The organism is Paraburkholderia sp. Ac-20342, assembly GCF_017104985.1.
In the GTDB taxonomy this organism is placed as follows: domain Bacteria; phylum Pseudomonadota; class Gammaproteobacteria; order Burkholderiales; family Burkholderiaceae; genus Paraburkholderia.
On sequence record NZ_JAAGPQ010000019.1, the window covers coordinates 37,610 to 63,310 of the forward strand.

The window sequence follows — 25,701 nt, forward strand, 5'->3', positions numbered from 1 at the left end:
CCTCATGTTTTGCCGGAATGACTTTAAAAGAGCAATCGATAACGCTGACAGCATCGCCGGATATGTCACCTACAATGCATAAGCTCTATGCCATTCTTTCGATGCTGATATCGGGATCCGTTTTCGCATGTATGCCTGGCGAGAATTTCGATATCTATTTCCCGCCAGATAGCGCGATTATTCTCGCCGATGAGGTTTTACGACTAGTCAACTGGGTAGCCGATCAAAAGATTACCTACGCGAATCACAAAACCAAAGAAATAACGTGGGTAAGCGGGCATGCTGAGGAACGCGAACGGAATCCAGCGCAATTGGCCCAAGCGCGCCTGATAGCGGGTAGAGCCGTGCTCGATCAATTTGGCTTCTTGCGTGGAACGGTAAAGGCAAGTTCACGAGTCTATTCGAAGAACGATGTCGAAAACGGTCGGCGCGTTGAAATCTCGTTTGAGCCTGACTGCCCTAACAAGTGTTGTACGAGGCAGTAGCGGTTACGTTGAATGTGCGTCAAGCCATGCCAACACTTGCATGGGATACACGAGACCAATATGAGCAAGCAAAGAACCCCCAGTTCGATTGTCGTTCGTTACGATACCGAGCAAAAAATGCTGGTGTGCAATGCTGTCGCCGAGGCTGAGGTACGTCCCCTGTGTGAGGGGAAACTGGATATTCCCGTGCTGCTGGAAGAGTTCGATTTCAACATTGACGACGAATTCGCACGTCGTTTCGGTGCGGCCATTCTGAGCGTGCTGGCTGAATACAAGCCGGAGTTGAAGCAGTTCATTTCGGTCACGCCAGCGCCTTAGCGCGTTTTCTGTTTGTCGTTCAATGAGTATTCCCGGCTGCCTTGAAAAGGGATTGGTTTGATGGACAAGTTAACTCAATTCAACTACTTCCACGACTGGAATATCAGTGCTCTTGCCGTTCGCGACAGGCACAAACTCATTGTCCTGCTGGAAGATGACGGGAAGCGGGCAACCGCCACTTTTAGCGGAACCAGTCGCTGCACCGTTGAACATTTCAGCGTATCCAATAACATTGTCTTCGAGTTAAAGCTTCTCAAGCCGGAGGATACGAATTACGACCTCGCACTTGCCATGCTTTCGAAAAGCGAGCGCTTTTCTGACACGCCGGGGCGCCAGGTCGCGATAATCCTTGCAACGGCCGGCGCGGAGTTGGCTGTCGAGTTCGAGACACTTGAGATTGACGAGTATCGGTAGTTCACCATTCGCATGCCTATCAACGAAAAGCCGACTCTCGCGGGTCGGCTTTTTGCTGTCCGTCTTTCCAGCGCACAGAAATTTTACGAACTATGCGGCACCAGCGTGGAATCGGCCTTAATCGACTCCGGCTCCCCCTCGACCGCCCCCGCCAACTCCACCGCAAACAACGCATCGAGCAGATTCGAGCCCGGCCGTTCGGCGAGCCGCGTCAGCGATTCGGTCATCTGCACCTGGCAATCCTGTAGCGGCACCATCCGGATGCGCCGCGACTCCTTGAATTCCGCGCGCGCGATCACGCCGACGCCCATGCCTTGCGCGACCGCTTCTTCCAGCGCCTCGCGCCCGTCGACGTAAAGCACCGGCTCGACCTGCAACGACTCGCGCACGAGTTCGATTTCGAGCAGTTGCTGCGTGACCGATTGCGGCTCGCGGAAAATCATCGGCTGCCTGACGAGTTCCGCGTAGCTGAGCCGGCGCTTTTTTGCGACCGCGTAGCCGGCCGGCACCATCGCGACGAGCGGGTCGCGCCGCAACACGCGCGCTTCGAGCCGGCTATGCACCTGCGGCGCGGCGGTGATCGCCGCGTCGACCGCGCTCGACAGCACGCGCTGCATGCACTCGGCCGCATTGGCGACCGACAGCGTCACGACGATGCCCGGGTGCTGCTTGCGAAACGCGCCGATCAGCGCGACCGCGAGATCGGGCGCGTCGGCGACGAGCGAAAGCGAGCCCGATTCGAGCCCGCCCGCCGATTCGAGTAATTGCCGCGCGTCGCGCTCGCAGCTGAGCATCTGCCGCGTTACGCTGAAAAGCCGCAAGCCGAGTTCCGTCGTGGCGACGCCGCGCGGCCCGCGCTCGAACAGCTTGACGCCGTAATCCTGTTCGAGCCGCCGCACGTGATCCGACACGGCCGGCTGCGTCAGCGACAACGCCTGCGCCGCCTTCGAAAACCCGCCATGTTCCGCGACCGCATGAAACGCCCGTAATTGCGCATATTGCACGTGTGCCTCGCCATCGAATAAGTTTTAGCGATACCTCTATCAATTATATCGATTTTACCGATGGACAGGCTTTCTATACTGTGTCGGCTATCGACATCAGTTCTAGCGGAGTGGCGGACATGGAAAGCGTGATCGGCGGTTCAGCAGCGGCAGCAGCCACGTCGGCACAACCGGCGTCACCGGCAGGCACGCCGGCAGCGCCGTCGGCCACCCGCGCTCAAAACGCCTGCGCCGCGCCGGCCGGCGGTGAGCCCTATCTGCTGACGCCGGGGCCGCTGACTACGGCGCTCGCGACCAGGCAGGCGATGCTGCGCGACTGGGGCTCGTGGGACGGCGACTTCCGCGCGATGACCGCGCAGCTGCGCGCGAGCCTGCTCGAAATTGCCGGCGACACCGCGGGCGAGTACGACTGCGTGCCGCTGCAAGGCAGCGGTAGCTACTGCGTCGAAGCGATGCTCGGCAGCCTGATCCCGCGCGACGGCCACGCGCTCGTGCTCGCGAACGGCGCCTACGGCAAGCGCGCGGCGACGACGCTCGGCTATCTCGGCCGCGCCTGCACGTTGCTCGACAAGGGTGACTATCTGCCGCCGCGCGGCATCGAGGTGGAGCGCATGCTCGACGCCGATCCGTCGATCACGCACGTCGTCGCGATTCATTGTGAAACCAGTTCGGGCATCCTGAACCCGCTCGAAGAAATCGCGGCCGCCGTCGCGAAGAAAGGCCGCAAGCTGCTGATCGACTCGATGAGCGCCTTCGGCGCGGTGCCGCTCGACGTGCGGCAGATCGTCTGCGAGGCGTTCGTCTCGTCGGCGAACAAGTGCATCGAGGGCGTGCCGGGCTTCGGCTTCGTGATCGCGCGCAAGAGCGCGTTGCAGGAAGCGAAGGGCCGCAGCCATTCGCTCGCGCTCGACCTGCACGATCAATGGGACGTGATGAACCGCACGGGCCAATGGCGCTTCACGCCGCCCACGCATACGGTCGCGGCATTTATCGAGGCGCTGCGTCTTTACGCGCTCGAAGGCGGACAGCCGGCTCGGCTCGCGCGCTACGAGAACAATCGCGACGTGCTGGTCGCCGGCATGCAGGGGCTCGGCTTCGAGCCGCTGCTCAATGCGCACTGGCGCTCGCCGATCATCGTGACGTTTTTCTCGCCGGCCCATCCGTCGTTCGAATTCGCCCAGTTTTACGAACTGATGAAGCAGCAGGGCTTCATCATCTATCCAGGCAAGCTGACGGTGGTGGACAGTTTCCGCATCGGCTGCATCGGCCAGGTCGACGCGTCCGTGATGCGCCGCGTCGTCGACGCCTGTGCGCAGGCGCTGCGCACGATGGGCGTGCCGCACGCGGCGCCGCCGGCCGCCGCGCTCGAAGAACGCAAGCAACTCGCGCAGGCCGCGTAAACAGGCACAACAGGTGCAACAGGCACTTGTGCGGCACTCGCGCAACACATTCGGATTGCAAAGGATCGGGAAAGATGAAGCACGTTAAAGCGGTGATTTTCGATTGGGCCGGCACAGTGGTCGATTACGGTTCGCGCGCGCCGATGGGTGCATTCGTCGAAACCTTCGCGCAGTTCGGCGTGCCGGTCACGATCGACGAAGCGCGCGGCCCGATGGGCATGGCCAAGCGCCCGCATATCGCGGCGCTGATGGCGCTGCCGCGCGTCGCGCAAGCCTGGGCCGAGCGCTACGGCCACGCGCCGGGCGAGGCCGATATCGATGCCGTGTACGACGTGTTCGTGCCGAAGAACATCGCGGTCGCGGCCAGCTATAGCGCGGTGATTCCCGGCGTCGCCGAAGTCGCGAGCGCATTGCGTCACGACGGCGTGCGCATCGGCACGACCACCGGCTATACGCGCGAGATCATCGACCAAATCGTGCCGGGCGCGGCCGCGCAGGGCTTCTCGCCGGACAGCATCGTCTGCACCGGCGATACGCCGGAAGGGCGGCCGTCGCCGTACATGATCTACAAGACCTTGCCGCAACTGGGCGTATGGCGCGCGCGCGAGACGATCAAGGTCGACGATACCGAGGTCGGCATCGAAGAGGGCATCAACGGCGGCACGTGGGCGGTCGGCGTCGCGGTGAGCGGCAACGCGTTCGGCATGAGCGAAGCGGAAGTGAAGGCACTGTCCGCCGACGAGTTCGCCGCGCGCCGTCACGCCGCGATCGGCAAGCTCAAGGCGGCGGGCGCGCATTACGTGATCGACAGCGTGGCCGATCTGCTGCCGGTCGTGCACGAAATCGACGCGCGGCTCGCGCGTGGCGAGCGGCCCTGAGGTTTTCTCCGCGCTGAACTGGACCTGCTGCGCGTCTACTGAGCAACCAGCGCGCCATCGCGCGCGACCACCTTGCCGTTGGCCATGACGAGCTTGCGCACCGGCCGCGCGACGATCGCATGCGCGAGCGTGTCCGCGTCGACCAGCACGAGGTCGGCGCGCGCACCGGCTTGCAATCCATACGACTCGAATCCGCACGCACGCGCGGCCACGCCGCTCACGCAATCGAACGCGAGCGCGAGGTCGTCGTCGCGGCGCAGGCCGTAGCGCATCGCGATCAGCATCGCGCGTTCCAGCATGTCGGGTGAACCGTAGGGTGTCCACGTATCGCGGATGCCGTCGTTGCCGCCGAACAGCGTCACGCCCTGTTCGAGGCACGCCTTGAGCGGCGGCACCGGCACCGACGGCGGAGCGGTGGTCAGCAATGCGACGCGCAGGTCCGCGAGACGCGCGAGCAGGGCATCGCGTTCGCGCTCGGGCAGCGCGCCGAGACAGAACGCGTGACTGACTACCACCTGCCCCTGCATGCCGAGCGCCGCGACGCGATCGAGCAGCAGGCCGAGCGTAAACGCACCGATTTCCCCCGGCTCGTGCAGATGAATGTCGATCGGCTTCTGATGCCGCTGCGCGAGGCCGAACGTCAGGTCGAGCGACTGCACGGGATCGCCGTCGATGAGCGCCGGGTCGAGCGCGCCGAGCACGTCGGCGCCGGCGGCCAGCGCGCGATCGAGCAGCGCGTCGGTGCCCGGCCGGCCGAGCAGCCCCGATTGCGGAAACGCGACGATCTGCAGGTCGAACACGTCGCGCAGGGTCTGACGCGTCGCGAGCACGCCGTCGAGATGACGCAGACCCGCGTCGGTATCGATATCGACGTGCGTGCGCAAACGCGTCGTGCCCGCCTGCATGAACGCGCGCGCGAGCGCAAGCGACTGCGCGCCCGCATCGTGGCCGCTTTGCGCGCGCCAGCGCCGTTCGTTCTCGATACGGTCGGTGAGCTTCGGGCCGACCTCGTTGCGATACCAGCGCATGCCCCAGTGGGTCTTGTCCAGATGCGTATGGCCTTCGACGAAACCGGGCAGCAGCAGCGCGCCCGCACCGTCCTCGATCCGCATGCCGGGTTCGCGCGCGAGGCCCGGACCGAGCGCGGCGATGCGGCCGGCGGCAATCGATACGTCGACGCGCGCGCCGTCGGCAAGACGCACGTTGGTGATGAGCGAGGCGTTCGTCGTGAGAGGCGTGGCGGTCGTGGTCATGGCGGCGTCGAGTGGAAGAGGGTGAGGACAGGGACAATGAAAGCGGCTGCCAAGCGACTACAAAGCGATTGCACAGCGGTTTCAAGCGCAAGCAACGCAGGCCGCTCGCGACGCGACGGACAGACGGCGATACGGGCCGCGCAAGCCCCCGCCGGCGGGCAAAAACCAAGGCTGAGCGCCTGTTCACGGTATACTCCCGCGAACTTGCCTGATCGCCAGGCTTGCCCGATACTCAGCTGTTACCCCCAATCTCCCCGTACGTCGAGTTTAACGCTACTGCTTATGAGCACAATCCTTGAAAGTCTTCCGATCGGCCAGAAGGTCGGTATCGCGTTTTCCGGCGGCCTCGACACCAGCGCCGCGCTGCACTGGATGCGCAAGAAGGGCGCCGTGCCGTATGCCTACACGGCCAACCTCGGTCAGCCCGACGAAGACGACTACGATTCGATCCCGCGTCGCGCCACGCAATACGGCGCCGAAGGCGCGCGCCTGATCGACTGCCGCGCGCAACTGGTCGCGGAAGGCATCGCGGCGCTGCAATGCGGCGCGTTCCATATCTCGACGGCGGGCGTCACCTACTTCAACACGACGCCGATCGGCCGCGCCGTGACGGGCACGATGCTCGTCGCCGCGATGAAGGAAGACGGCGTCAACATCTGGGGCGACGGCAGCACGTACAAGGGCAACGACATCGAGCGTTTCTACCGCTACGGTCTGCTCGTCAACCCGGACCTGAAAATCTACAAGCCCTGGCTCGACCAGCTGTTTATCGACGAACTCGGCGGCCGCGCGGAAATGTCCGAGTTCATGCGCCAGTCGGGCTTCGACTACAAGATGTCGGCGGAGAAGGCGTATTCGACCGACTCGAACCTGCTCGGCGCGACCCACGAAGCGAAAGACCTCGAAAGCCTCGAATCGGGCATCAAGATCGTCAACCCGATCATGGGCGTCGCATTCTGGCGCGACGACGTGCAGGTCGCGAAGGAAGAAGTGACGGTCCGCTTCGAGGAAGGCCAGCCGGTCGCGCTGAACGGCAAGACGTTCCCGAACGCGGTCGAGCTGCTGCTCGAAGCGAACCGGATCGGCGGCCGTCATGGTCTCGGCATGAGCGACCAGATCGAGAACCGCATCATCGAGGCGAAGAGCCGCGGCATCTACGAAGCTCCGGGCCTCGCGCTTCTGAACATCGCGTACGAGCGTCTCGTTACCGGCATCCATAACGAAGACACGATCGAGCAGTACCGCGAAAACGGCCGCCGTCTCGGCCGTCTGCTGTACCAGGGCCGCTGGTTCGATCCGCAGGCGATCATGCTGCGTGAAACTGCACAGCGCTGGGTCGCGCGCGCAATCACCGGCGAAGTGACGGTCGAGCTGCGCCGTGGCAACGACTACTCGATCCTCAGCACGAAGTCGCCGAACCTCACGTATCAGCCCGAGCGTCTGTCGATGGAGAAGGTTGCGTCGACGTTCTCGCCGCGCGACCGCATCGGTCAGTTGACCATGCGCAATCTCGACATCACCGATACGCGCGACAAGCTGCGTATCTACTCGCAGGTGGGTCTGCTGTCGTCGAACGACGTCTCGGCGCTGCCGCAGGTGAAGTCGGATAAAGAGTAACTGCCAGAGTCAATGCGCGAGTCCGTGCGAGAGTAAATCCGGGCGTCAATCCGGAGCAGGCTCGTGAAGAACGGGGAAGGGATGTCCTTCCCCGTTTTCTTTTTTCCGCCGTCCGTTCGTGCTTTTGCCTCCTCGCTGCTGCGTTTTTCCGCAGCCAATCTTTCATCGATCCGCCTGATCGCCGCGACGTCGAAGCGGCTCCGCACGACAGCTTCGTACGACGTATTTGTCTGCTGAATACGGCGTGAAATCGCCTCGCAACGAGGCCTGGTTCGCGCAATCACGCCCCCTCGTCATCTTTTCTCGCGATCGCTCGATCGGCGCTCAAGTTTCGCCGGCCTATGCCGTTGACATGAGCTAATCCCATTCTGGAACCTTGCCGTGCAACTCGCTTACAGTAACGACCGCCTGGCCAGCCGGATGCCCATCGAGCCCCCCGCGACCGGCGAAGCCGAGGTGGAGTCTTCGGTCATCGAATGGCTGTTGCATGACGATCAGGTAATGCGCGAATGCTTCACGCACGCGGCGGAGATTCTCAAGAGCGTGACCGGCGCGGCGATCACCGCGATCGTGCTGCTCGACGAAGAGCACGAGCATTACCGCGCCGAAGTCGGCATGGCGATGCCGCTCGTCACGCGCGCCTGCTCGCTCGCCGACTATGCGGTGCGCGACGCCGATCTGTTCGTGATCGAAGACGCGCATCACGACCACCGCTTCCGCGAATGCATGCTCGTGCGGCGTCATCCGTTCGTGCGGTTTTATGCGGCGATTGCGCTACGCGCGCCGAACGGCGAGATCGTCGGTGCGCTGTGCGCGATGGACCCGTCGCCGGGCCGGCTCGATGCCGGGCAACGCGGCGTGTTCTACCATCTGCGCGCGATGATCGAAAACGATCTGAAGATGCGCACCGCCACCGCGATCGATCCGCTCACGCAGCTTTATAACCGCCGCTTCCTGCTCGACAGCATCGCGCGCCGCTGGAAAGAAGCGCAAGAGGGCGACGTAATGGGCTCGGTGGTGGTCGACGTCGACTGGTTCAAGCAGTACAACGACACGTACGGGCATCAGGCCGGCGATCAATGTCTGCGCAAGGTCGCCTCGGTCATGCAGGCCGCCGCCGACAACGAGCGCATCGTCGCCGGACGCATGGGCGGCGAGGAGTTCGGGCTGCTCGTGCTGCAGGCGCGAGCGTTCGAACTCGAAGACACGCTCGAAGCGCTGCGCCGTGGTGTCGCCGACCTCGCGATCGAGCATGGCGCGTCGCCGCTCGGCATCGTGACCGTCAGCGTGGGCGCGTCGCTGACGCGCATCACGGAGTCGTCGCGGCCCGCGCATCGCGATGGTTTCGCGAGTGCGGATCAGGCGTTGTATCGCTCGAAGCATAGCGGGCGCAACCGCGTAACGATGGCGTAAAGCGTAAAACCATAGTACGGCGCGGCGTGCCCGATCATCAGCGATCCTGACGATCGGGCACGCAGTTGGCTTGCCTTGAGCGCTGCCTGCGCTTGCTGTTCGCTGTTTTCCCGTTTCCGGCCGGCGATGCGTACCATGCCTGCCTATCGCAGGCAACGCATTCCCCATTACTTCCCCGTTAATGCGTACGATCAAAATCGTACGCGCAAATTGCCGCTGCACGAACGGTCATAAGGTTTTCTTAAGCTTGCACTGTTGAGATAACCTTATGAATAACGGCTGCGAACAATAACGATGCCCCGTGGACGCAAACCTGGCCGGCAAGCCGAGAAGACGCATTGCCGGTTGCTTTATCTGCTGGAATTGGCGCGCGGCAGTTCGTACGTCGCGAGTACGCTGACGCCGGAAAGCCAGCATGCGGCAATTGCCGAGGTGTTGCGCGAGTTCAGCCAGCAACACGACGCAGACAAGCTGCCGATGTTTCGCGAACTGCTCGCGGAAAGACTCCAGGAGCGAGGCGATCTCGACGCGGCGCAGGCGGTATTGAGTTTCAGATTGCGTCAATAGAGCGCGGGAAAACCGGGGCGGAACAGCGCAGGCGCGCTGCCCGCAAAAAACGCCTCGGCTTGAGGCTTCCAACCTCAAGCCTCAAGTGCCGATCAGCTTCAACCCCGCCGGCAACGACTCGCCGAACACACGACCTTCATCGGCGTTATCGAGCGCGACCGTTTCGCTGACCATCGTGACCCACGCGCGCGGCGCACTCGCCGCTTCGAGCCGCCGCACGACCGTCGCGCGCAGATCGTCAGGCAGATCGCGCGAGCGGTCGCCGGTCATGCGCGCGATCTGCACGGCGGCGAATGCGGCGGGGTCGATCTTCTTCCAGTCGAGCTTGAGAATCGCGTCGAGCCATTGCGCGGCGACCGCGGGCGGCACGACGCTATGCGCGCTGCCGTAAAACGGCTGCCGCGCACCGATACGCCCGACCGCCCACCAGCTCTGGTGGTTTTCCGCGGGCTTCTTCAGGCGCGCGAGCACGGCCTCGCCGAGTTCGATCTTGCGCTCGGCCGGAATCCGTTCGAGCGAGGCGGACAGCCGCACCCTATCGGCAAAACCGGTCTTGGCGACATCGAACGGCAGCTTGTGGCGCGCTTGCGCGGTCTTCTCCAGATAGTCCATCGCCTCGAGCACGCGTAGTTGCGCGTCCTCGCCGAGGCCGCCCGCCGCGCGGCGCCACAGCGTCCACCATTCGGACCAGACCTGGCTATCGTTGACGTACTGGATGCCGTCGTCGAACAGCGACCACAGCTGCTCGACGCGCCATTCGTCGAGCGGATAGCCGAAGCCCGGCCGCACGCAATAGCCGGCGAGGTTGAGCCAGAGCCGTTCGTGATCGGCCGAGCGCCGTCTGCGGCGCGCGCGTTCCCAGAGCGCGCCGAACAGCTCGCGCAGCAATGCGCTGTTCCAGCTATCGCGCGGTCCGAGCAGCTGTTCGAGTTGCGCGCGCAGCCGTTTGATTTCCTTTGGATCGACGTTTTGCGCGCGCGAGCCGAAACAGCGGTCGATCAGTTCGATCGCGCGATCGAGCGCGGGATGGCGTTCGTGCGCGGCATCCGCCGGCAGATCCACCTGCGCGGCGTCGCGGCGCAACTGGAATTCGAGCCGCCAGCGTTGCGCGGGGTGGTCGAGCGCGAGACAGTGCACGTCGAGCGTGCCGACTTCGGTCAGCGTCGTCGCGATGCGCACGGTGGTCTCGCGCGCATTCTGGCCGTCGCGCGGCTGCACGACGGTCGCGACCGGCGGCAGACGAATGAAGTCGCCGCCCGTGAGATCGACGAGTTCGCCGGGCTGATAAACGGTGTCCGCGCTCGACGACACGAGGTGAAACTGCACCGGATGCCCGAGCCGCAACGCGAAGGTACGCTCCGCGATCAGGATCTCGTGGCCTTCTTCGGTGCCGCGCGGCAGCAGGCAGATGCCGCGCGATGCGGGTGGGGTGTCGTGTGGCGGGTTCGGCGCGCAATCCTGGGTTGAGCCGTGTGCCGAATCCGGCTTGCCCGCGCCGGTTTCGTCGAGCACGAGAAAATAGCTGCGCGCGGAACCGCCGCCGATTTTCGGCGCCAAGCCCGCGCGCGCGAGCGAATAGGCCACCGCGCCGCGCGCCACCGCAACGTCGGGATTGTCGTTGTGCAGGACGTTGAGCGGTGCGCCGCGCCAGTCGCCGAGCGTTTCGGCGAGACGGCGCGACAACGCGTCGGCGCGAAACACGCCGCCGTTGAGCAGCAGCGTGTCGGGCACGGGCAGGGCGGTTGCGTTGCCAGGGCCCGACGCGCTGGCCGTATCCGCCGGCGCATCTGCGTTCGCATCCGCTTCTGCACCCACGGCCAGCGCCTTGCGCGACTGCGCCGCGAAGCGCTCAAGAAACGCCGCGATATGGCGCGTGACCGCCGCGTCGGTTGCATAGGGCAGACCGAATTCGACAATCGCGCCGCGCGGCCGCCCCGGCCGTTCGTGCGCCGCGACCTTCGGAAAGAACCCGTCGACGATGATCTTTTCGACCTCGTCGCGCGTGACCTGCGCGCTGCGCGCCCCGCCGATCAGCTTCGACCCGGCGCCGAGCAGCGTGATCGAGGCCGACTCCGGCGCCTGCGCGCCAAGCAGTTGTTCCTTCGCGCTGCGGCAGCGCTCGACCAATTGCGACAGGCTCGCCGCCGACAAGCGCTGCGGCGCCTGCCTGACGTCACCGGAGCCAGCGGCACCGCCGGCCCCACCCGGCAGCCGCGCCTCGACCAGATGCGCGAGCGCGAGGTCCATGTTGTCGCCGCCGAGCATCAGGTGATTGCCGACGCCGATGCGCGTCAACTGCGGCTCGCCGTCGCCGCGCAACGCGACTTCGATCAGCGTGAGATCGGTCGTGCCGCCGCCGACGTCGCAGATCAGCACGAGCCGTGTCTTCGCGAGTTCGCCGGCCAGGCGCTCGCGATGATGAAACAGCCAGTCGTAGAACGCGGCCTGCGGCTCCTCGAGCAGCCGCAGCGACGGCAGACCCGCGAGCCGCGCCGCTTCGACGGTCAACGCGCGCGCGCCTTCGTCGAACGAAGCCGGCACCGTCAGCACGACGTCCTGCTGTTCGAGCGGCGCGTGGGCGAACTGCTGGTTCCACGCGGCGCGCACGTGCGCGAGGTAGCTCGCGCTTGCCTCGACCGGCGAGACCTTGTGGACCTCGTCGGGCGCGCCCCACGGCAGGATCGGCGCAACGCGATCGACGGAAGCATGCGAGAGCCAGCTTTTCGCGCTCGCGACGAGCCGGCCCGGCACCTGTGCGCCGAGCAGACGCGCGAGCCGGCCCACCACGACCGGCTGCGCGGCGTCCTTGCCGTGGCCTACGGCGGCGCTCGCAGCGGACCACGGCAGTGGCAGATCGGCCGCGCTCAGCTCGCCCTCGGCCGCGTGATAGCGCACCGACGGCAGCAGCGGACGCGCCGCAACTTCGCCGGGACTCACGAGCTGCTCGATCCCGAACACGCGAATCTCGTGCGATCCGGTTTCCGCGTAGGCGAGCACCGTGTTGCTGGTGCCGAGATCGATGCCGACGCTGTATCGCTTCATCTGCGCAGCCTTCTTACCCGCTCGCTCACGCCTGCGCGCCGCCGCGCACGTCGAACTCGACCTTCCAGCGCTCCTCGGAGCCGCGTGGGATCGCTTCGAGTTCGAGCGTGCCGGCCTCGGTCACGCGCGCGTGCAGCTTCACCGGCACGACCTCGCCCGTCGCGCGGCCGGCTGCCGGCAGGGTCGCCTGGATTTCCTCGAGCTCCTGCAATTCCTCGGGGCTCCAGTAATCGAGCAAGGTGCCGACCTGATCCTGACGACGCACCGACGAACCGAAGAAGCGGAAATGCACGGGTTCGCCGACCACGAGGCCGAACTCCTGCGCGAGCAGTTCCGCCTCGGTGCCTTCTTCCATGCCGAACGGCGCGACGCACAGCGCCTGTACCGGCGGTTCGAGGCCGGGAACGGCCGGCATCGCCGATTCGATCGCGATGTAGTAGGCGCGCGCGGTGCCGCCGCGAATCCGCACGCCGCGGCCGCGCCGCACGTAGCCGTAGTAGGCCGCGCCGCGCGCGACCGCGAGGTCGAGGTCCGCGCCTTCGAGCAGACGCGCGCTTGCCGCGCCTTCGGCCGCGAGCCAGCCGTTCAGCGTGCCCATCAGGCGCTCGACCAGCAGCGCCGACTTGAACACGCCGCCGTTGAACAGCACCGCGGTCGGATGCAGGAAGCTCGCATTTTGCGCGGCCGCGTTGGCCGCGTCATTGGCGGCCACACCGCCGAACCCTGCGAGTTCGGCCAGCGCACCGACCTGCCTGCCGAGGAACGCCGCCAGATGCCGCGTGATGCCGGCGTCCTGCGCATACGGCAAACCAAGCTGCGTCAGACCGACGCGCGCGCGGCTCACCGGACGCGCCGCGCTATCGACTTGCGGGAAGAAGCCTTCGAGGATCGTCTGCGTCAGTTCGGTGCGCGTCAGTTCGGTGCGGATCGAGCCGCCGATCAGCTTCGAGCCGCGGCTCGGCACGACGAGCGGCACGGTGTCGGTGGCGGGGTCGCTGAGCAGCGTTTCCTTCGCCGAACGGCACGCGTAGGTGAGGGCGCGCAACTGCCACGCGTCGGCCTGGGTGCCCTGCGCGGCGAGCTTGCGTGCGACCACGTGCGCGAGCGCGAGGTCCATGTTGTCGCCGCCGAGCAGGATGTGATCGCCGACCGCGACGCGATGCAGTTCGAGATTGCCGTCGCGCTCGATCACCGCGATCAGCGAGAGGTCGGTCGTGCCGCCGCCGACGTCGACGACGAGGATGATGTCGCCGACCCGCACCTGCTTGCGCCACTGGCCGCCGCTTTTCTCGATCCAGCTATAGAGCGCCGCCTGCGGTTCCTCGAGCAGCGTCATGCGCGTGAAGCCGGCGGCCTGGGCCGCTTCGGCGGTCAGCTCGCGCGCGGCCGGGTCGAACGAGGCGGGAATCGTCACCGTGACGTCCTGGTCGGCGAACGGCGCGTCCGGGTGCGTGTGGTCCCACGCCTCGCGCAGGTGCGTCAGATAGCGCACCGAGCTTTCGAGCGGCGAGACGCGCGCGACTTCGGGCGGTGCATCGTTCGGCAGAATCCCCGCGCGACGGTCGACGCCCGGATGGCACAGCCAGCTTTTCGCGCTCGACACGAGCCGGATCGGCGTGCCGGCGCCGCGGCTGCGCGCGAACTCGCCGACCGCGAATTCGCGCTGGCCGGTCCACGGCAGGTAGAGGTCGCCCGAGGCCAGTTCGTCGGGGTGCGGCAGATAGAGGAACGAGGGCAGCAGCGGCAGATTGTCGATCGCGCCGGGGCCCGTGAGCTGCGCGATCGGCAGTACGTCCTGGGTGGTTTTCTCGCCGTCGCTCGCGTGTGTGTCCACGTAGGACAGCGCGCAGTGCGTGGTGCCGAGGTCGATGCCGATCGAATAGCGGGCGTCGCTCATAGCTCCACCTCGGCCGGGGCGATGACCTTCGCGTTATGGCCGTCCGCGAGCTTCGGCAGACGCACCTCGTCGACGCGCCAGCCGCGATGGCTGATGCTGCCGTTAAACGGCGCGCTGCCGACGACGTTGCCGGTCAGCCGCACCGAACTCGCATCGAAGCCCGCGGGCAGCGTGACGCGGCTGCCCTCGGCTTCGTCGCGCACCGGGCGGATCGTGAAGTGCTCGCGCAGCGTCGCGCGGCAGCCTTCGTGGACGAGGCGCGCGGCCGCGCCAATGTCGGCGTCGCTATAGCCCTTGATGTCTTCCTCGACGAAGTCGATGAAACGCGCATCGCGTTGTAGCAGACCGAGCAGTTGCAGGGCGGCGTCGGGCGTCGCTTCTTTCAGCACCGGTGCTGGTTTCGGTTGCGGGGCGGGCGCCGGCGTCGGTGCAGGCGTTTCGGCGGGGGCTGGCGTGGGCGCGGGCGCCGCACCGACCGGTTCGCCGTTGCGCAGGCGCAGCACGTCGGCCGCGAAGCCGCCATTGCCGAGGATGCTGAAAAACGTGCCGACAGCCAGTGAAATCCGGCCGAGGAAGGATGGGTTCGAATTGCTCATAAATGCTCCTGATGGGCTCTGTCAAAGGACGAGCCGTCCTCGCCTCGCCACGGGCGTCAGAGGCCGTGAAACCTTGACGGGCCGGGCAGGGCCGTGATGATGCGGATTCGCGCGCCGCAGGAAAAACGCCGTTCGGCCACCGGGCAGGCCGGCGCTGCAAGGCAATCCGCAGTACTCCGCGACAATTCTCAATACGCCAACGCGGCGCGTGCGGCGCGCGCAAAACCCGTATTTTGCCTTGCGGCGCGCCCGACGCGGGCAAAGCCGGCAATTCTAGCGGGCAATGGGGCGGGATTGGCGCCAAGCCGGAGGAAGAACGGGCAAATGCGGGGAAAGCGGGAGGGCGGCTCAAGCAGCGGGTTGATCAATTGCCGTCTTTCGATTTCGCCGCATCCCAGTTCATGCGATGACGCTTGACGGTTTCCGTATGCCGCGCATCGTCCTCGGTGTGCAGATAAAGGCTGGTCGTATTCAGCGAAACATGGCCGAGATTGTCGCGGATCGTGCGCAGATCGACGCCGCCGTCGGCCTGATGCGAACCGGCCGTGTGGCGCAGCCAGTGCGCCGACGCGCGTTCGAGCTCATCGGCGCGATCGGCGAATTCCGGGCCGCGCGCGCGCAGCCACATCGCCGCGCCGGCAAAGATGCCCTTGATCGCATCATGCACCGCCGAGCGCGACAGGCAGCGGCTTCGGCCCTTGAACGGCAGCACGAGCGGCGTTTCCTCGGCGCGCGTGGGCAGGGCGGCGAGACCGTTGAGCGTGCGGTAATTGCGCAGCTCCTGGATCAACTCCACCGATACCGGCACGATCCGCTCCTTGTCGCCCTTGCCGAGCGTTTCGAGCCACCACTGGTCCTGACCGTCGGCGCCGAGCCGTCTGAAGAACTGGCCCATCTGGCCGCCCGCGACTTCCGAAATCCGCATGCCTTGCAGATAGAACAGCGTGGTCAACCAGCGGCAGCGCGCGTGGTAGGCGCGTTGCGCGTCGGTGTCCTGCGGCAGTTGCTCGACGAACAGCTTCACCTCGTCCCATAGCGACGTCGACAGATAGCGCGTGACGCGCGGCGCCGAGCGCTTCGCGCGTTGCCGCAGCAGCGCCATCGGATTGCCGCGCAGATAGCCGGCGTTGACGAGCCACGTGAACATCGCGTTGAGGATGATCAGCGCCTGGCGCTGGCTGGCCGGCGACAGCGGGCCGTTGAACGGCCGCCAGCGTTCGTCGCTGCGGGCGAACTTGCCGCCGCTCGCCGACACCCAGCGCGCGGCAGGCTGCGGATCGGCGATGAACGCCTTGAATAGCAGCAGATCCTCGTGCGTCAGCGACGACAGCGGCTTGCCGAGCTGCACGACGGCCCACAGCAGCAGACGCTCGGCTTCCTTGCGGTAGTTGTCGAAGGTGGTCTTGGTGTCCGCGTAATTGGAGAGCCATGCGCGCACGGCGTCGAGGTCGTTGCGCGCCGACAGTTGCGAGTTTTCGCTCGCACCGCGATTGGTGCCGTCGCGGCCATCGAGCAGTTCCGGCACGACGAGCGATTCGACGGGCTGAACGGTGACGAGGTCGGCGCTGGATGCGGCTGTCGGCAAGGCTTTGGACACGATTCGGAGAGTTCCTGAGGGCGAACGCCGGTTGCGTAATTGCGCCTATTTTAGTGAGCCGCCAGGGCCGCGGATACCCGCTCGCGCAATGTCGGCAAAACATCGGCGTCAAACCACGGATTGCGCTTGAACCAGGCGATGTTGCGCGGCGAGGGATGCGGCAGCGGCATGATCCGTGGTCCAAACTCGGTCCAGCGGACGAGCGTATCGGTCATGCTGGGTCCATAGGCGGCGCCGAGACCGAAGCGCTGGGCGTACTGTCCGATCAGCAGCGTGAGCCGCACGGCGCTCAGGTGGCCGAGCAGCTCGCGATGCCAGCGCTCGGCGCACGCGGGCAGCGGCGGCAGATCGCCGCTCGGGCCGCGCCCCGGAAAACAGAAACTCATCGGCACGATGGCGAATTTCGACGCGTCGTAAAAGGTGCTGTCGTCGACGCCGAGCCACGTGCGCAGGCGCTTGCCGCTCGCATCGCTCCACGGAACGCCGGACGCATGCACACGCGCGCCCGGCGCCTGGCCGACGATCAGAATGCGCGCCTGCTCGGAGGCAGCCAGCACCGGTCGCGGTGCATGCGGCAGCGTCGGCGCGCACAGGGTGCAGGAGCGGATGTCGCGGAGCAGGATTTCGAGCGTTGTGGGTTTCTTGACAGCCATTCTGTGGGGCAAGGTGACGGATGGGCCGGGGTGCCCTGGAACGGCTCAGCCCGGTGACTAAGCCGGATAGATCAACGTGCCGTCGGCTTGCGGTTGCGCGCCCGGCGTCATCGTGGCGGCGCTCGTGTAATGCGCGTCCATGATGTGCAGCACGGTTTCGCGGCGAGCCAGCAGATAGTCCGTGATGATACGCCGGTGGCCGAGCCACAGGACGGGACCAGACGGGTTGCGCTCAGGATAGCGCTGGTTGTCCGCGAACAAAGATCGTTAAATATTTGATGCGTCCCTCGCTGCGGTTTCTGTAGGTGCGGAAAGCGACAACGCCGTTGCTGCCGCCACCACATGATTCAGCAAGTCGCTCCTTTCCTCTGCGCTCATGTCCCGCAAGACTTCGCTGAGCATCTGGCGCGGCCAGCAACGGACGAGCGCCGCCGTTTCTTCGCCTGGATTGCACAGCGAGTGACTCAACGCCTTTGCTAACGCACGCGTCGCGTTCGTACGCCGTAGCGCATCCATGTTGCCAGGGCTCCCGGTTCGCGCGATATTGCCCGCTCCGGCTGACAATGCGCGACGCGCCTTGTCCATCGCGTCATTCGCCTTGCGAAGCTGGGTAGTTGACTCGGGATCGAGCGCCTCGCCGACAAGGGTTCTGGCTGCCGCATAGGCGGCCAAAGGCGCCTCGGCGGATGTCAGCAGTTTCTTTGGCCGGGGGCTCAAGCCATTGAGTGCGGGATGACTCCGGGGACTTGCCGAGCTTCCTATCGCACTTGACTCAGGCTTGGCCGTCTCGGAAGACGCCTCGTCAGCAAGGTGTGACGCCGATACGGACCGGTTGCGGAGTCCGTCGATTGTTGGGCTCATGACTCTTTCTTTAGATGCGAATACATCTCGGATGACCGGCTAGACAGTTTCTCGCGTTGAATATCTTTTGGTGCTCCAAAGACGAATAGCCGTGCAATGCGGCGAAGCAGGAAAGTCCGGTGCGGTCGTTTTACTGTTGGCGGCTACCACGTCACACGGATCGCAATCCCGTTCTGTACGTCGCCGCGCCCAGGGATGAGCGAACCGCCGTCGATGCTTTCCCATAAATTTAAACACGACATTATAGTACTAATGTCGTGTTTAAGAGGTGAAAGTGTAGTATTTTTATCGTATTACGTTGTATTATCAATTTATCGTTCATTCCGTAGCCTCAAACACGCCATGACGCTCGAATCCGACATCGAAGCCGCCCGCGAACGCGCATCCGACACTCAGATGCTATACCGCGAGGTCTGCGCGCTGCTGTTTTTCCGCTACGGCGAAACGCCGACCGCGAACCGGCTTTATCAACTGGTGCGCAAAGGCAGCATGAGCGCGCCGGCCAAGGCCTTGCGCGATTTCTGGGGCGAGGTTCGCGACAAGACTCGCGTCGACGTTGGACGCCCGGACCTGCCGCCCGAGGTCGCGGCGGCGGCCGGCGATCTGGCGGCCCAGCTTTGGCGGCTATCCAACGACGTCGCAAGCGCAGCGCTGGACGTGTTCAGACAGGACGCGCAGAGCGAAATCGCGGCGGCACGCGACGAGGCACGGGAACGGGAAACGCAGCGGCTCGACGCGCGCCAGCAGGCGGAACAGGCGGCGCACGACGCCGCCGCGCTGCGTGCGCAGATCGGCGGGCTCGAAGCGCGCATCGTCGAGCTGCAAACCGCCAACGCGATGCTGACGGCGCAACTTGCCGCGTCGAAGCAGGAAACTGCGGCGGGCATCGCCGCGCTGGCCGACGCCCGTCGCGATTTCGCCGACGAACTGGCCAAGCTGCGCCGCGCGCACGAACAGAACGAACAACGGCTTGCGGCCGCCGAAAAGCGCGCGTTGCTCGAAATCGAGAGCGAACGGGCCGTGGCGCAGCGGCTGCGCAAGGAGCTTCAGGCCAGCCATGAGCGGGCGGCGACGCTAGAGGCCGAATCGCGCGTGCAGCGTGACGGCTTACGTGACGAACTCGCGGCGACGAAGGCCGAGCTGGCCACATCGAACGCACGGCATGCGCTGAGCGGCGCGCAACTCGCGGAAAAGGACGCACTGCTGGCCGAACGCGCTGCCACGGCCGATCTCTTGCGGCAGCGCATCGAGACGATGTCGCGGAAGCTGGAAGCGGCACGGGCGCCGAAAACGTCCACACGCCCTACCCGTCGTTCGCGTGAAAAAAACGCCTCGCAGGGGCGAACGACGACAGACTTTGCAGGCGCGTCATTCGTCAAACGGGGAACGAGTACCAGGAAGTGAGCACAGTGGCAGCAAGGCGAATCGTGGACCTGAAACCCCGGCGCGCCTCACATGACTCATATGATTAAAGAGAATGCGAGCGCATCCGCAAAACGGCTCGCGATTTTCGTCGGGGATTCAAACGACACAGGAATCGAACCTGTAGGGGCGCTGACTATATCGCCAGCCTCGTCGATACACCTGCACCGGCGTGCGCTTGCGCCTCAGCGCAGGCATTGTCGTCAGAACTTCGGATGGCACTCGAAATTGACCGACGATCCATGCTCGGTCATCACGCTCACGCCGCTCACGGTTTCCGCCATTACGCTGCTTTGCATACCGCGGCGCTCGCAATAGTCGCGCGCTTCGTTCATCGCGAGTTCATGCGCGCGGGCCCATGCCATGCGTCCACCGGTTGCGCTTGCCGCGACCGTGTAAGTGCCGGGTTTATCGGTCGCGACGACGTCGGTACTCGATGCACATCCAGCGAGACTCGCGCATGCGAGCACCGCCGCGGCGAAACCACGCATGCGGGCCGCGAGCGGCGCCCTCTTCTCTGCCGGCTCAGGCTTTCGCGCGCACGAGCCGGGAATACCGTTCGAATTCAGATCACACATTGTGCAGCACCTGCATTTTTTGACCGATTGCCCGGCCTGATTTAGCAAGCCTCGATTATCGGCAATCGATCGCGCGAGATCAGCCGCTCGCGCCGAAAACACTGTTGCGTGTCTTTTAACAATGCAGGTGCCGTGCCACTCAGAAGTTGGCGGCCCCTTGTCCTTGTCCGCCCTGACCTGCCGCATCGGGCGGCACGACGTCGTCGGGCGTGGGCGTCGGCGCGATGGCCGCTGCGCCGCCGCCATGCGTTTCGCCGTCGACGGCATTGCCGGTGGCCGGCGCGGGAGCGGTTCCCGGCGTCGGCAACAACGGCGGCAATTCGCGCGGTTCGGCCAGCGCCGCCGAAGCGCCGGCCGCCGCAGACCCCGGTTGAGCCGGAACAACCGGAACAACCGGAATAACCTGAGTAAGCGGAGTAGGCGAACTAACGGACGCCTCCCCGGACGTCCCCGCCGACGCCACCGGCGCCCTGCGCGCCGGCGCATGCACAACCACCTGCTTCTGTGGCGTGCGCGCGAACAGATGCTCGATCCAGTCGCGCAACCGCTCCGCGCGCTCGGCGAACCAGCCGGGCGGCTGCTCGGTATCGAACTTCACGCGCGGATCGACGAGCCGCGAGCGCTGCGCGCGCTGGAAGAAATCGCCGACGATCGGCAGCGCGCTATGCGCCCCCTGCCCCCAGTAATCGCTGCGCAGCGTCACGCGGCTGTCGTTGAAGCCGACCCACGCGCCCGCCACCAGTTGCGGCTGGATCAGGATGAACCAGCCGTCCGCGTTGCCCTGGGTCGTGCCGGTCTTGCCCGCGACGTCGCCGCGCACGCCGAAGCGCGTGCGGATGCTCGCGCCGGTGCCGCGGCTGACCACGTCGCGCATTACGTCGACGAGCGTACGCGCGGTATCGGCGGGCAGCTCGCGTTTCGGCGCGGCCGGTGCGAATTCGGCCAGCACGTTGCCGTTGCGGTCCTCGATGCGGGTGACCATCAGCGGCTCGACGTAATTGCCGAGGTTCGCGATCGTGCCGTACGCCGAGACCATCTCCTTCAGCGTGACGGGGCTCGTGCCGAGCGCGAGCGACGGCACCGGATCGAGCTCGCTGTCGCGCACGCCCATCGCGCGCGCAAGCCTCGCGACCTTGTGCGGTCCGACCGATTCCATCACCTGCGCGGTGATGCGGTTGCGCGAATACGCGAGCGCGTCGCGCAGGCTGATCATGCGGCCGCTCGGTTCGTCCTCGTCGTTCGGCTTCCAGACTTCGCCGCCTGCCAACTGGATTTCGACGGGGTTGTCGGGCAGCTTATCGTCGGGCTTCGCACCCGCCTCGAACGCCGCCGCGTAGACGAACGGCTTGAAGGTCGAGCCCGGCTGACGGCGTGCCTGCTGCACGTGATCGAACGGGTCCTCGCTGAAGTCGCGGCTACCGACCCACGCCTTGATTTCGCCGGTGCGCGGATCCATCGCGAGGAAGTCGGCCTGCACGCGCGTCTTCGTCTCGCAGACGTTCTGCACGAGCGGGCGGTCGGCGAGCAGATGCTTCAGGGCATCGTCGTCGGACAGGCCCGTGTCTCTGGCGGCGCGAAAGTCGGGCGTTTCGCGCAGAAACGTGCGCAGCAGATCCTTGTCCGCCGAGCAGCCCGTGCGCGTGCCCCATGCCGAGTTCGCGATGCCCTGCAACTGGTTGCCTTGCAGTTTGACGGTCTGTGTTGCCATCGTCTGCAAACGCGAATCGAGCGTCGTGCGCACGACGAGTCCATCGGAATAGATGTTGTAGTCGTTGCGATCGGCCCATGCGACGAGCCACTTGCGCAGCTGCTGCGTGAAATGCGGCGCGGGTCCAGGCGGCTCGATCTGGCGCTCGAAATCGAGGCGCAGCGGCTTGCGGCTCAGGATGTCGTACTGCGCGGGCGTCAGCTTGCCGTACTTGACCATCTGCCCGAGCACCGTGTTGCGCCGTTGCAGCGCGCGCTCGGGATTGAGCACCGGGTTGTAGTAGCTGTTGCCCTTCAGCATGCCCGTGAGCGTCGCGCTTTCGAGCACGTTCAGATCGGCCGCCGACTTGTCGAAATAGGTGCGCGCGGCCATCTCGATGCCGTACGCGTTGTAGAGAAACGGCACCGTGTTCAGATAGGTCTCGAGAATCTCGGGCTTCGTATAGAGCATCTCGATCTTGACCGCTGTGATCGCTTCCTTGAGCTTGCGCGTGAGCGTCGGCGCCCGGCCGATTTCGTCGGGATAGAGATTGCGCGCGAGCTGCTGCGTGATCGTCGAGCCGCCCTGGCGCTCGCCCGAAAACGTGTGCAGCGCGGCCGACGCGGTGCGCCGCCAGTCGAGGCCGAAATGCTCGTAGAAGCGGTGGTCCTCGGTCGCGATCAGCGCGTTCACGACGGTCGGCGAGATGTCCTTCAGGCTGACCCACTCGCGGTTCGACGGCTTGAATTCGGCGAGCAGCTTGCCGTCCGCGGAGAGAATCTGCGCGGGCTGCTCGATCTTCGCCTTGCGGATGTCGCCGATGCTCGGCGTGAACGGAATCAGCAGCAGCACATACAGCACGAACAGCACCGGCAGCGCGGCGAAGCCCCAGGCGACGGTACGGCGGGTCGGATGGCGCAGATGCCACCAGCCCCGCGCGATCAGCGGGTTCGCGAGGGTCAACCCTTGGTTGAGGGCGGCCAGAAATGAGGAGATGAGGCGCTTCACGCTTGCTGTCGTCCGCGGGGAAAGGCGCAATCGTACCAAGATGTGGGGTGGGCGCCGATTTTTGATGCTCGAATGCTCAGTGCCGCTTCAATAGCCTGTTATGTGGGCCGCGCACGGCGGCAATTCTTCCATCCATGCGTTTCGCGCGTGCTCACCGTCTTCCATGTCAGGGATCGCTGTATCGGGACTTCGAGAAATGTCGTCGAGCCGACGTGTCCGACGCACGCCAGCCCGAGCGTCGACGACGAGTGGGCGGCGCAACTGGCGAGCCGGCTGCGTGCGGACCGTCATCGCCCGAAGCGAGACCGGCGCACCGCACGGTTCATGTTCGAGGCCATCCGCGATCAAGGCGATCCGAACCGGCCACGGGCGCGTTTTATCTATTCTTACTTGCGCGCCGACAGGTCGTCGACAGCCAGGCTATCGCTGGTAATCTTTCGGCGGTGGGCAATCATCTCCGTATAAGCGTAGTCTTGCGCATCGTTCAACGCGGCCATTGTTTCGCCATCATGGCTGAAAGCGTTAAAGAAGTGGCGATAATCAGCGACGTAGTTTGCCGGATTAACGGGCTGGTCGATAAAACCCAGGTTGATCCCGCGTGCCTTGAGCTGATTGAGTGGCCACATGACCTCGGAAAGAGAATGACCTCCGTCATTGAGTAGCGACATGGCTGTACCCAGAATCACATGTTCGGGGTCGAGCTGCCCCGGCAATTGCTTGTTCACTGACAGCATCAGTTTCGCGACAAGCAGGGCCGACCCCGAAACCCCGCTCGCCATTGGCAAATCATGCTCGAGCGAAATGGAGTTTGTTCTCGTCGGATTGGTGAGGTTCAATCTGTAGTGATTGGAAGGCTTCGATGTGGTCGAATCTTTCATCGGGTCGTGTCTTAGCGGGGGCATATGAATCGGCTGAATTCCACGCCCGGCCACGTTCGTCTTCTCAACACTAGCAATGTTTCGGTCACGTTCCGCTGTGAGCTCCTCAACTGCTCCCAAGGTTTCTTGCGGCTCCCACATCCAGGCCAATGGATCCTGGAACGCACGCAGGCCTTCAACAATAGGTGCATCCATCAGATAAATGGGTCCAATATCTGCGCCGGTCCTGATTTTCTGATTGAGATAGGCGAGCAGCTTGTTCCCCGCATTAGCCGAGCCCGGCTCGACAAATTTCTTGAGGGCCGGGTTCGAATGTAGCTGGAGTTGAGGGTTGTATCCGATCGAGCTGTGCTGAATAAAACCTGCAATCGCATCGAAATCAGCGGGCCGCCTGGCCGCTACATCTGTCAGTATCCAGCGCAGAGAAGCTCTGAAACTATCGGCGGCTCGAATGGCTTTAGGCGGCGTCCCTTTTTCTGTCAAATGAAGGATTAGCGCTGTTTCCCATGTTTTCCTCATTTGACTGCCATATGCCCGAGCGTTCATTCCCGTGTCGCCATCCATGGCGCCGGTCCACCGAATCCGCTCGGCAGCGGTAGATTTCATGGCGACGGCACGAGATAATTCTGTAGACAGCTTACCGCATAGCCCGGAAAGTTCGCCCAGCCCATTTCTATTGCAGTAAGCGATCATTCTGTAGAAGTAATTCGCAGTCTGCTCATCGCCGAGCCCATGTGACAGCCATTGTTCCCGAGCCTGGTTCTTCATGATTTCAATGACAGGCGTACTTCTTTTATTCGCCTTCGAAAGCGCGGTGTCGAGGGCGTCCATCCATTCCGCCAGACAATCGCCCAAGGGGCGTGGTGCTTCATCCGTGCGTCGTTGCGCCGCCGGAATTTTTGAAGCCATCGTTTTATAAATCTCTTCAGACATTTTCGGCAAAATGCCACGCAGTTTTTTGGCCGTAAGCGGTCTTGTCCCTGACAGAGTCCGAAGTGTGTTCTTGAGGAGCTTATTCTGGGTTGGGCGGTTCTCTTTTACGATCCTTCGATCAGCGCCTACCTGGCTGAGCGTTCTGCCGCGTCCCGGACGGTTCTCGATAATTTCCCAGCCTTTTTCACTGCGTGTACTGACTCCCCCTCCATCCGGCTGAATGGATTCCGACAGGATCTGCTCGAGGCACGTTCTCGCCCTGTCCCGGTCGGTATCCGTCTCGTTATCGTACTCCCGTCCCCACTTCAAGCTAATCTCGTCGCCCTTTTTTACGGCGATCAAAACTGATTGCTCCGGCACGTCCTCTTTCATGAGAAAGGACAGAACATGAGAAAGGTGTGCGCCACCTCGCACGATAAGGCCGTCTTTCGTGCTTTCGACCGGCGCTTTGCCTTTATTCGGCAAGATACTTCCGATTGCCGCGGACGCCTGTTTCGCCGACTTGACCACCGTACTGACGGCTTCCGAGAAGCTGTTCGAACGGTCACGCAGTGGCGGCCTCTTGACGAGTTTCGCCGGACCTTTATTCCCAGCCATCTCTGCCTCAGTCGGTATGACCGGCATAGCGGGGAATGGAAGATGGGGGTGAGCGATATGGGTCTGCAGCGTGACTGGGATAACGGGCTGATGCGCCGTCCCCGGAATCAGCGGAAACGGGCCTGCCGGCAAGGACGGCCGCCGCTGCCTTGTCTGCGCAACGGGGAATGGAACACGGGGATGAGCGATATTGGCCGGCGGCAGGACGGGTATAACGGGCTGATGCACCATCACCGGAAACGGACCTGCCGGCGCCAGGGACGGCCGCCGTTGTCTTGTCTGCGGCATGTTCTGGAAGAGCTCGTTTGGAGCCGGACCTCGCCAGACCGGTTGTTGTGGGACGACGGGGTGACCGGGATCCTGGGCCCATTGAGGATGATCGGTAACTCGCGGCATTTGCGGCATTTGCGGCGGAATGCGGGAGCGCATGGAAATCTCCGAAAAAGGTGCACGGATTCGGCAAACCAAACATAAAGGATGGTGTCTGTAGTGTCGCGCTCGACTATGCGTGACATATCCGGATACCGAAGATTGGTTGCGGAATGCGAATCACGCTTCGAAACGGCATAGGCCTTTGGCCTGATGGTTCGCACGTCCGCACGT

General features: G+C 64.4%; 21 protein-coding genes and 1 pseudogene. 10 read left to right on the forward strand and 12 right to left on the reverse strand.

The window, feature by feature from the left end:
- Positions 1-74 precede the first annotated feature (74 nt).
- The 3 genes from G3N58_RS10510 to G3N58_RS10520 are packed head-to-tail and all read left to right on the forward strand — an operon-like array spanning position 75 to position 1,217.
- Positions 75-485, forward strand: a complete 411-nt coding sequence (locus G3N58_RS10510; protein ID WP_205990608.1) for a hypothetical protein — start codon at positions 75-77, stop codon at positions 483-485.
- A 60-nt stretch (positions 486-545) separates the two neighbouring features.
- Positions 546-803 carry a hypothetical protein gene (locus tag G3N58_RS10515; protein ID WP_205999115.1) on the forward strand — a complete coding sequence of 86 codons (258 nt, stop codon included), beginning with the start codon at positions 546-548 and terminating at the stop codon, positions 801-803.
- 60 nt (positions 804-863) lie between these two features.
- Complete coding sequence (locus tag G3N58_RS10520; protein ID WP_205999116.1) at positions 864-1,217, forward strand: hypothetical protein; 354 nt, start codon at positions 864-866, stop codon at positions 1,215-1,217.
- A gap of 83 nt (positions 1,218-1,300) precedes the next feature.
- On the opposite strand, the gene G3N58_RS10525 is transcribed toward G3N58_RS10520, so the two are convergent.
- The gene (locus tag G3N58_RS10525; protein ID WP_205999117.1) at positions 1,301-2,221 is read right to left on the reverse strand and encodes a LysR substrate-binding domain-containing protein; all 921 of its coding nucleotides are present in this window, start codon (positions 2,219-2,221) and stop codon (positions 1,301-1,303) included.
- Between the two features lie 119 nt (positions 2,222-2,340).
- On the opposite strand from G3N58_RS10525, the gene G3N58_RS10530 reads away from it, so the two are divergent.
- Complete coding sequence (locus G3N58_RS10530) at positions 2,341-3,621, forward strand: 2-aminoethylphosphonate--pyruvate transaminase (protein ID WP_205999118.1); 1,281 nt, start codon at positions 2,341-2,343, stop codon at positions 3,619-3,621.
- A gap of 74 nt (positions 3,622-3,695) precedes the next feature.
- Positions 3,696-4,499 carry a phosphonoacetaldehyde hydrolase gene (gene phnX, locus G3N58_RS10535; protein WP_205999119.1) on the forward strand — a complete coding sequence of 268 codons (804 nt, stop codon included), beginning with the start codon at positions 3,696-3,698 and terminating at the stop codon, positions 4,497-4,499.
- Between the two features lie 35 nt (positions 4,500-4,534).
- Here the strand turns inward: phnX and G3N58_RS10540 are convergent, their stop codons facing one another.
- Positions 4,535-5,752, reverse strand: a complete 1,218-nt coding sequence (locus G3N58_RS10540; RefSeq protein ID WP_205999120.1) for an amidohydrolase family protein — start codon at positions 5,750-5,752, stop codon at positions 4,535-4,537.
- Positions 5,753-6,034: 282 nt separating this feature from the next.
- On the opposite strand from G3N58_RS10540, the gene argG reads away from it, so the two are divergent.
- From argG to G3N58_RS10560, 4 genes are all read left to right on the forward strand, one after another.
- The gene (gene argG / locus G3N58_RS10545) at positions 6,035-7,369 is read left to right on the forward strand and encodes an argininosuccinate synthase (RefSeq protein WP_167038140.1); all 1,335 of its coding nucleotides are present in this window, start codon (positions 6,035-6,037) and stop codon (positions 7,367-7,369) included.
- Positions 7,370-7,432: 63 nt separating this feature from the next.
- Positions 7,433-7,606: a hypothetical protein gene (locus G3N58_RS10550; protein WP_205999121.1), complete on the forward strand. Its 174-nt coding sequence runs from the start codon at positions 7,433-7,435 to the stop codon at positions 7,604-7,606.
- Between the two features lie 183 nt (positions 7,607-7,789).
- Complete coding sequence (locus tag G3N58_RS10555) at positions 7,790-8,782, forward strand: sensor domain-containing diguanylate cyclase (protein WP_167038143.1); 993 nt, start codon at positions 7,790-7,792, stop codon at positions 8,780-8,782.
- Between the two features lie 294 nt (positions 8,783-9,076).
- Positions 9,077-9,349, forward strand: a complete 273-nt coding sequence (locus G3N58_RS10560; protein WP_167038145.1) for a hypothetical protein — start codon at positions 9,077-9,079, stop codon at positions 9,347-9,349.
- Between the two features lie 81 nt (positions 9,350-9,430).
- On the opposite strand, the gene G3N58_RS10565 is transcribed toward G3N58_RS10560, so the two are convergent.
- The 7 genes and pseudogenes from G3N58_RS10565 to G3N58_RS10595 all read right to left on the reverse strand — a co-directional run bounded on the left by G3N58_RS10565 (position 9,431) and on the right by G3N58_RS10595 (position 17,806).
- Complete coding sequence (locus G3N58_RS10565; RefSeq protein WP_205999122.1) at positions 9,431-12,391, reverse strand: Hsp70 family protein; 2,961 nt, start codon at positions 12,389-12,391, stop codon at positions 9,431-9,433.
- A 25-nt stretch (positions 12,392-12,416) separates the two neighbouring features.
- A complete protein-coding gene (locus G3N58_RS10570; protein WP_205999123.1) occupies positions 12,417-14,288 on the reverse strand; it encodes an Hsp70 family protein in 1,872 nt (623 codons plus the stop codon).
- Entirely contained in the window at positions 14,285-14,884 is a 600-nt protein-coding gene (locus tag G3N58_RS10575; RefSeq protein ID WP_205999124.1) for a DUF2760 domain-containing protein, read from the reverse strand. The genes G3N58_RS10570 and G3N58_RS10575 overlap by 4 nt, the downstream gene beginning before the upstream one ends.
- Before the next feature lie 364 nt (positions 14,885-15,248).
- Positions 15,249-16,481 (reverse strand): tyrosine-type recombinase/integrase, encoded by a 1,233-nt coding sequence (locus G3N58_RS10580; RefSeq protein WP_205999125.1) that lies wholly within the window; start codon positions 16,479-16,481, stop codon positions 15,249-15,251.
- A gap of 50 nt (positions 16,482-16,531) precedes the next feature.
- The gene (locus G3N58_RS10585; RefSeq protein ID WP_167282815.1) at positions 16,532-17,134 is read right to left on the reverse strand and encodes a uracil-DNA glycosylase family protein; all 603 of its coding nucleotides are present in this window, start codon (positions 17,132-17,134) and stop codon (positions 16,532-16,534) included.
- Positions 17,135-17,191: 57 nt separating this feature from the next.
- Positions 17,192-17,332: pseudogene (locus tag G3N58_RS10590) on the reverse strand (DUF488 domain-containing protein); the annotation flags it as partial.
- Between the two features lie 69 nt (positions 17,333-17,401).
- Positions 17,402-17,806: a hypothetical protein gene (locus tag G3N58_RS10595; protein WP_205999126.1), complete on the reverse strand. Its 405-nt coding sequence runs from the start codon at positions 17,804-17,806 to the stop codon at positions 17,402-17,404.
- Between the two features lie 384 nt (positions 17,807-18,190).
- On the opposite strand from G3N58_RS10595, the gene G3N58_RS10600 reads away from it, so the two are divergent.
- Positions 18,191-19,399 (forward strand): DNA-binding protein, encoded by a 1,209-nt coding sequence (locus tag G3N58_RS10600; RefSeq protein ID WP_241017062.1) that lies wholly within the window; start codon positions 18,191-18,193, stop codon positions 19,397-19,399.
- A 221-nt stretch (positions 19,400-19,620) separates the two neighbouring features.
- Here the strand turns inward: G3N58_RS10600 and G3N58_RS10605 are convergent, their stop codons facing one another.
- The 3 genes from G3N58_RS10605 to G3N58_RS10615 form a co-directional block, all read right to left on the reverse strand.
- Positions 19,621-19,908 (reverse strand): hypothetical protein, encoded by a 288-nt coding sequence (locus tag G3N58_RS10605; RefSeq protein WP_205989325.1) that lies wholly within the window; start codon positions 19,906-19,908, stop codon positions 19,621-19,623.
- A gap of 226 nt (positions 19,909-20,134) precedes the next feature.
- Positions 20,135-22,690: a transglycosylase domain-containing protein gene (locus G3N58_RS10610; RefSeq protein WP_205999127.1), complete on the reverse strand. Its 2,556-nt coding sequence runs from the start codon at positions 22,688-22,690 to the stop codon at positions 20,135-20,137.
- Between the two features lie 386 nt (positions 22,691-23,076).
- On the reverse strand, positions 23,077-25,527 hold the full coding sequence (locus tag G3N58_RS10615) for a hypothetical protein (protein ID WP_205999128.1): 2,451 nt from the start codon (positions 25,525-25,527) through the stop codon (positions 23,077-23,079).
- Between the last annotated feature and the right edge of the window lie 174 nt (positions 25,528-25,701).

Coding starts and splice junctions, on each gene's coding strand:
- G3N58_RS10510 (WP_205990608.1), top strand. CDS start 75: ATGCATAAGCTCTATGCCATTCTTTCGATGCTGATATCGGGATCCGTT.
- G3N58_RS10515 (WP_205999115.1), top strand. CDS start 546: ATGAGCAAGCAAAGAACCCCCAGTTCGATTGTCGTTCGTTACGATACC.
- G3N58_RS10520 (WP_205999116.1), top strand. CDS start 864: ATGGACAAGTTAACTCAATTCAACTACTTCCACGACTGGAATATCAGT.
- G3N58_RS10530 (WP_205999118.1), top strand. CDS start 2,341: ATGGAAAGCGTGATCGGCGGTTCAGCAGCGGCAGCAGCCACGTCGGCA.
- phnX (WP_205999119.1), top strand. CDS start 3,696: ATGAAGCACGTTAAAGCGGTGATTTTCGATTGGGCCGGCACAGTGGTC.
- G3N58_RS10540 (WP_205999120.1), bottom strand. CDS start 5,752: ATGACCACGACCGCCACGCCTCTCACGACGAACGCCTCGCTCATCACC.
- argG (WP_167038140.1), top strand. CDS start 6,035: ATGAGCACAATCCTTGAAAGTCTTCCGATCGGCCAGAAGGTCGGTATC.
- G3N58_RS10555 (WP_167038143.1), top strand. CDS start 7,790: ATGCCCATCGAGCCCCCCGCGACCGGCGAAGCCGAGGTGGAGTCTTCG.
- G3N58_RS10560 (WP_167038145.1), top strand. CDS start 9,077: ATGCCCCGTGGACGCAAACCTGGCCGGCAAGCCGAGAAGACGCATTGC.
- G3N58_RS10565 (WP_205999122.1), bottom strand. CDS start 12,391: ATGAAGCGATACAGCGTCGGCATCGATCTCGGCACCAGCAACACGGTG.
- G3N58_RS10570 (WP_205999123.1), bottom strand. CDS start 14,288: ATGAGCGACGCCCGCTATTCGATCGGCATCGACCTCGGCACCACGCAC.
- G3N58_RS10575 (WP_205999124.1), bottom strand. CDS start 14,884: ATGAGCAATTCGAACCCATCCTTCCTCGGCCGGATTTCACTGGCTGTC.
- G3N58_RS10585 (WP_167282815.1), bottom strand. CDS start 17,134: ATGGCTGTCAAGAAACCCACAACGCTCGAAATCCTGCTCCGCGACATC.
- G3N58_RS10600 (WP_241017062.1), top strand. CDS start 18,191: ATGAGCGAACCGCCGTCGATGCTTTCCCATAAATTTAAACACGACATT.
- G3N58_RS10605 (WP_205989325.1), bottom strand. CDS start 19,908: ATGCGTGGTTTCGCCGCGGCGGTGCTCGCATGCGCGAGTCTCGCTGGA.
- G3N58_RS10615 (WP_205999128.1), bottom strand. CDS start 25,527: ATGCGCTCCCGCATTCCGCCGCAAATGCCGCAAATGCCGCGAGTTACC.